Origin of the sequence: Nonomuraea lactucae, assembly GCF_003313395.1 — a bacterium.
Classification (GTDB): domain Bacteria; phylum Actinomycetota; class Actinomycetes; order Streptosporangiales; family Streptosporangiaceae; genus Nonomuraea; species Nonomuraea lactucae.
The window spans coordinates 1-5,322 of sequence record NZ_QNFZ01000804.1; the positions used below are offsets into that span (position 1 = coordinate 1).

At 73.9% G+C, this 5,322-nt stretch carries 7 protein-coding genes; 5 read left to right on the top strand and 2 right to left on the bottom strand.

Features of this window, described 5'->3' with window-relative positions; translation table 11 throughout:
• On the bottom strand, positions 1–1,028 hold a 1,028-nt coding region (locus tag DQW85_RS28065), incomplete at its 3' end, for a carbamoyltransferase N-terminal domain-containing protein (RefSeq protein ID WP_275888268.1).
• A gap of 201 nt (positions 1,029–1,229) precedes the next feature.
• Here DQW85_RS28065 and DQW85_RS28070 point away from each other — a divergent pair.
• The 3 genes from DQW85_RS28070 (at position 1,230) to DQW85_RS28080 (ending at position 3,128) form a co-directional block, all read left to right on the top strand.
• On the top strand, positions 1,230–1,823 hold the full coding sequence (locus DQW85_RS28070) for a D-glycero-alpha-D-manno-heptose-1,7-bisphosphate 7-phosphatase (protein WP_240197476.1): 594 nt from the start codon (positions 1,230–1,232) through the stop codon (positions 1,821–1,823).
• On the top strand, positions 1,820–2,749 hold the full coding sequence (locus tag DQW85_RS28075) for a glycosyltransferase (RefSeq protein WP_113702895.1): 930 nt from the start codon (positions 1,820–1,822) through the stop codon (positions 2,747–2,749). Before DQW85_RS28070 ends, DQW85_RS28075 begins: the two co-directional genes overlap by 4 nt.
• Before the next feature lie 100 nt (positions 2,750–2,849).
• Positions 2,850–3,128 (top strand): WhiB family transcriptional regulator, encoded by a 279-nt coding sequence (locus tag DQW85_RS28080; protein ID WP_113702897.1) that lies wholly within the window; start codon positions 2,850–2,852, stop codon positions 3,126–3,128.
• On the opposite strand, the gene DQW85_RS28085 is transcribed toward DQW85_RS28080, so the two are convergent.
• Positions 3,064–3,549 carry a peptide deformylase gene (locus DQW85_RS28085; RefSeq protein WP_113702896.1) on the bottom strand — a complete coding sequence of 162 codons (486 nt, stop codon included), beginning with the start codon at positions 3,547–3,549 and terminating at the stop codon, positions 3,064–3,066. The two genes, DQW85_RS28080 and DQW85_RS28085, sit on opposite strands and share 65 nt — an antisense overlap.
• Positions 3,550–3,787: 238 nt before the next feature.
• Here DQW85_RS28085 and DQW85_RS28090 point away from each other — a divergent pair, with 238 nt between their 5' ends.
• Together DQW85_RS28090 and DQW85_RS28095 are read left to right on the top strand one after the other, a co-directional pair.
• Positions 3,788–4,957, top strand: a complete 1,170-nt coding sequence (locus DQW85_RS28090; protein WP_205315466.1) for a uroporphyrinogen-III synthase — start codon at positions 3,788–3,790, stop codon at positions 4,955–4,957.
• Positions 4,954–5,322, top strand: a 369-nt coding sequence (locus DQW85_RS28095) for a sirohydrochlorin chelatase (RefSeq protein WP_205315467.1), incomplete at its 3' end; no start/stop codon positions are given. The genes DQW85_RS28090 and DQW85_RS28095, both read left to right, overlap by 4 nt.

Consider the following 5,322-nt stretch of genomic DNA (forward strand, 5'->3'; position numbering starts at 1 on the left):
CGCCCGAGGCCGGCGCCCGGCATGGGCGCGGCCCGCTCGCCGTACGCCTGGGCCAGGTGCAGCGCCCCGCCCAGCGCGGTGCCCGAGTCACCGGCCGCGGGCTGCACCCACACCTCGTCGAACGGCCCCTCGTGGAGCAGGCGCGTGTTGGCGACGCAGTTGAGCGCCACGCCGCCCGCCAGCGCCAGCCGCCGCTCGCCGGTGCGTTCGTGCAGCCAGCGGGCCAGCTCCAGCAGCACCTCCTCCAGCCGGGCCTGCACGCTGGCCGCGAGGTCGGCGTGGTCGGACGTCCACGGCTGCCCCTTCCGCAGGGCCTTGGCGTAGCCGTTCCAGTCGATCGGCTCCACCCGGAACCCGCCGTCGCCGGTCGTGTGGACCAGCTCGCGCAGCGCCTCCAGGTGCCGGGGCTGGCCGTAGGAGGCCAGCGCCATCACCTTGTACTCGTCGCTGGAGCGCAGGAACCCCAGGTGCTCGGTCACGTCCTCGTACATGAGCCCCAGCGAGTGCGGCAGCTCCTGCGCCGCCAGCACCTCGAGCTCGCCGTCGCGGTAGCGCCCCGCGAGGTGGGACACGTTCTCGCCGCGGCCGTCGCACACCAGCACCGCGCAGTCCCGGAACGGCGAGGCCAGCCCGGCCGAGGCGGCGTGCGCCACGTGGTGCGGCACGAACCGCACCTGGGCGGGGTCCAGCCCGGGCAGCGCCGTGGCGAGGAACAGGGGAGCGCGCACCGCGTACTTCGTGCGCAGGTCCTCCCAGTCGCCGTCCGGGCCGCCGTCCGGTCGGTTCCGCACCAGGGACGGGTCGTAGGAGTACGCGACCACGTCGACGTCCTCGGGCTGGAGGCCCGCCTCGCGCAGGCACCAGGCCGCCGCCTGCTCCGGCAGCTCCCACGCCGAGAAGGCCAGCGGCCGCTTGCCGTGCTTGCGCCGGCTGAAGCGCTCCTCCTCCGCCGCCGCCACGACACGTCCGTCGACCACCAGCGCCGCGGCCGGGTCGTGGAAGATCGCGTTGATGCCGAGAAATCTCATCCGGTCCCTCCCCCGCAGGCAGGAGAACCGCTACCGAGAGGAGCGGCTCCCAAACCTGGGCCAGGCCGATGAAGTGCGGAAACAAGCCTCCGAACAGTACTTTGTCACTCTGAGTAGTTGTTTGTCGGACGGTCCCCCGGGTAGCTGGCGAGCGGCTTGACGGAGCTCGACAGAGCTCGCGCTAGCTCGCGGAGGTGAGAGGTGTTCGAACAACGACGTCCCGGGGCCGTGCTCTTCGACCGTGACGGGACCCTGATCAGGGACGTCCCGTACAACGGCGACCCGGACCGGGTGGAGCCCATGCCCGGAGCGGTCGAGGCTGTGGCCCGGCTGCGCAGGGCGGACGTGCCGGTGGCCATCGTCACCAACCAGTCGGGCGTCGCCAAGGGCATCATCTCTCCCGACCAGATGGACCAGGTCAACGCCAGGGTGGAGGAGCTGCTCGGGCCGTTCGACGCGTGGGCCATCTGCGTGCACGACGACGGCGACGGCTGCACCTGCCGCAAGCCCGCCCCCGGCCTGCTGATCAGAGCGGCCGCGGTGCTGGACGTCAGCCCGCGCGACTGCGTGGTGGTGGGCGACATCGGCAGGGACATGGACGCGGCCAGGGCGGCCGGCGCGCGCGGCATCCTGGTGCCGACGGAGGCGACCAGGCAGGAGGAGATCGACGAGGCCCCCGAGGTGGCCGGGGACCTGGCCGACGTGGCCGAGCGTGTGCTCGGCGACCTGGAGGCGGCCACCCCGGTCGGCGCGGGCGCCCGCTGGTCCCGCGCGATGGGCTGGAGCCGCTGGTGAGGATCCTCCTCTGGCACGTGCACGGCTCGTGGACCGGCGCGTTCGTACGCGGCGCGCACGAGTACCTCCTGCCGCTCGTCCCGGACAGGGGCCCCGACGGGCGGGGCCGGGCGCGGACCTACGACTGGCCCGGCAGCGTGCGCGAGGTGCCGTGGGACCGGCTGCGCGACGAGCCGGTCGACGTGGTCGTCTACCAGCGCCCGCGCGAGCTGGGGCTGGCCCGCGAGTGGCTCGGCGGCGACCTGGACGCGATCCCCGCGATCTACGTCGAGCACAACACCCCGGCCGGCGACGTGCCGCGTACCCGCCACGCCCTGGCCGGCCGCGACGACGTCACGCTCGTGCACGTCACCCACTTCAACGAGCTGTTCTGGGACAACGGCAGGGCGCCCACCCGGGTGATCGAGCACGGCGTCCCCGACCCCGGCCACCTCTACACCGGCGAGCTGCCCCGGGCGGGCGTCGTGGTCAACGAGCCGGTGCGGCGCACCCGTGTCGCCGGCACCGACCTGCTTCCGCGCTTCGCTGCCGAGGTGCCGCTCGACGTCTTCGGCATGAAGGTGAACGGCCTGCCGTACGGCACGTACGAGGACCTGCCGCAGCACGTCATGCACCACGAGCTGGCCCGGCGGCGCGTCTACCTGCACCCCTACCGGTGGACCTCGCTCGGTCTCGCCCTCGTCGAGGCGATGACGCTCGGCATGCCGGTGGTCGCGGTGGCCGCGACCGAGGCGGTCGAGGCGGTGCCCCCGGAGGCCGGGGTGATCTCCACCAGGGTGGAGGTGCTGGCGCGGGCGCTCAAAGAGTTCGCCGCGGACCCGGAGCGCGCGGCGCGGGCCGGCAAGGCGGCGCGGGCCGCCGCGCTGTCCCGGTACGGGCTCGACAGGTTCCTGGCCGACTGGGACCGGCTGCTCGCGGAGCTGTGACACTGACAAGGCCTACGGAGAAATGACCGGCTCGTTGAGCCATGACGGAAACATAGACGTATGACCCGGAATCTGGCGGGTAGGCCCGGTGGGCATGACGATGCCCGACTGGTCGCGCAGGGCCGCCTGCCAGGCCATGGACCCGGAGCTGTTCTTCCCCATCTCGCTGGAAGGACCGGGCCGTGAGCAGGTGCAGCGGGCCAAGGCCGTGTGCCGGGGATGCCCGGTCCGCCGGCCCTGCCTCGACTACGCGATGGACACCCGCCAGACGGACGGGGTCTGGGGCGGCACGGATCCGTCCCAGCGCCGCGCCATCACCCTCGCGGCAACGCGGCCGCCAGAAAGCGTTCCCGCTCGCGCTCTTCGAGGTGATCGCTGAACAGCACGCCGTCCAGGTGGTCGCACTCGTGCTGCAGCACCCTCGCCAGCACCCCCAGCGCGCGCACCGCCACGGGCCTGCCGAACATGTCGCGGCCCCGGGCCGTCACCATGTAGGCGCGCTCCAGCGGCCACCACACCCCCGGCGCCGACAGGCACGCCTCGTCCGCGGTGATCCGCCGCTCCGACGGCTCCAGCCTGGGGTTGACCAGGTGCCCCGACCTGCCGTCGTAGGAGTAGACCACCACGCGCAACGACACCCCGATCTGCGGGGCCGCCAGCCCCGCGCGCCCCGGCCCGGCGCGCACCGTCGCCGTCAGGGCCTTGACCAGACCCCGCAGCTCGCGATCGAAGTCCTTCACGGGCGCCGACACGGCGCGCAGCACCGGGTCGTCGAACACACGGATGGGCCTGACCGTCACCGCAACTCCCCGATACGCCGCCTCGGTCACCCGCAGCGTTCCCGCCCCCCTCCGCGATCAATCCAGGGGGCCGAGGGTTGTAGCACAGCGGTAACAGAAGGGACCCAGAGGCGAAACGGCCCGAAAGCACTATCAATCATGTGATCTCACTTCCGGTTCGCGTGCCTGTGATGCCTGGCCCGGCGCTCGGGGCCCGGCCATGCCCACCGGCCCCCCCGATCCCTCAGGAGGTGTTCGCATGAGCGCACTCCCCAGCGAGCAGACCATGCGGCCACACGAAACCGCACCCAACGCCCTGTCCGGATTCACCGTGGGCGTCACCGCCACCCGCCGCCGTGAGGAGTTCGGCGCGCTGCTCGAACGGCGCGGCGCCCGCGTCGTGAGCGCCCCCGCGATCAGGCTGGTGCCCCTCGCCGAGGACGCCGACCTGCTGGAGGCCACCCGCGTCAGCCTGGCCGCGCCCCTCGACGACGTGGTCGTCACCACCGGCGTGGGCTTCCGCGGCTGGATGGCCGCCGCCGAGGGCTGGGGCCTGTCCGCCGCCCTCGTCAGCCGGCTGTCCGGCGCCCGCCTGCTCACCCGCGGCCCCAAGGCCAGGGGAGCGGTGCGCGCCGCCGGGCTCGACGACTACTGGACCCCCGCCACCGACTCCTGCCGCGAGGTCAAGCAGTACCTGCTCGCCCAGAACCTGCGCGGCCGGCGCATCGCGGTGCAGCTCCACGGCGAACCGCTCACCGAGTTCGTCCACGACCTGCGCGGGGCGGGCGCGGAGGTGATCGAGATCCCCGTCTACCGCTGGCTGCCGTACCGCGACCCCTCGCCGCTGCGCCGGCTGATCACCCAGACGATCTCCGGCGCCGTCGACGCCGTCGCCTTCACCAGCGCACCGGCCGTGCACGCCATGTTCGCCGCCGCCCGCGGTGAAGGACTGGAGGACGCGCTGCTCGCCGCCTTCGGCGGCCGGGTCGTGGCCGCCTGCGTCGGGCCCGTCACGGCCGACCCGCTCGTCACGCGCGGCGTGCCCACGCTCCAGCCGGAACGCTCCCGGCTCGGCTCCCTGGCCCGCGTCCTGGCCAGGCACCTGCCCGAACACGGCGTCACCCGCCTCGTCGCCGGCGGTCACCACCTGGAGATCCGCGGCCACGCCGTCGTGGTCGACGGCGAGCTGCGCCCGCTGCCACCCGCGCCGATGGCCGTGCTCAAGCGGCTGGCCGACAAACCCGGGCACGTCGTCTCACGCACCGAGCTGCGCACCGTCCTGCCGGGCAGCATCGCCCGCGAGTCCGCCGAACACGCCGTCGAGATGGCCATCACCCGCCTGCGCCGGGCCCTCGGCCCCAGCGGCATCGTCGAGACGGTCGTCAAGCGCGGCTACCGGCTCGCCTGCGCCCACGAGGCAGGCCTGTGACGCCCACCCTCGTCCTGGCGGCACACGGCACCCGCAGCGCGGCTGGCGAGCGAACCCTGGCCGGCCTGGCCGCCGCCGTCCGCCGGCAGCGCCCCGGGCACCGTGTCGAGCTGGCATACCTGGAGATCAGCCGGCCCCTGCTCGCCGAGCGGCTGCCCGCCCTGCCCGGCCCCGTCATCGTGGTGCCGCTCCTGCTCGCCGGCGGCTACCACGTCCACATCGACCTGCCCACCATCCTCGCCGAACACCGGCCGGACGCGCTCGTCGCGCCGCCGCTCGGGCCGCACCGGCTGCTCACCTCCGCGCTCGCCCGCAAGCTCGCCCGCGCCGGGCTGCGCTCCACGGACGCGGTCATCCTCGGCGCG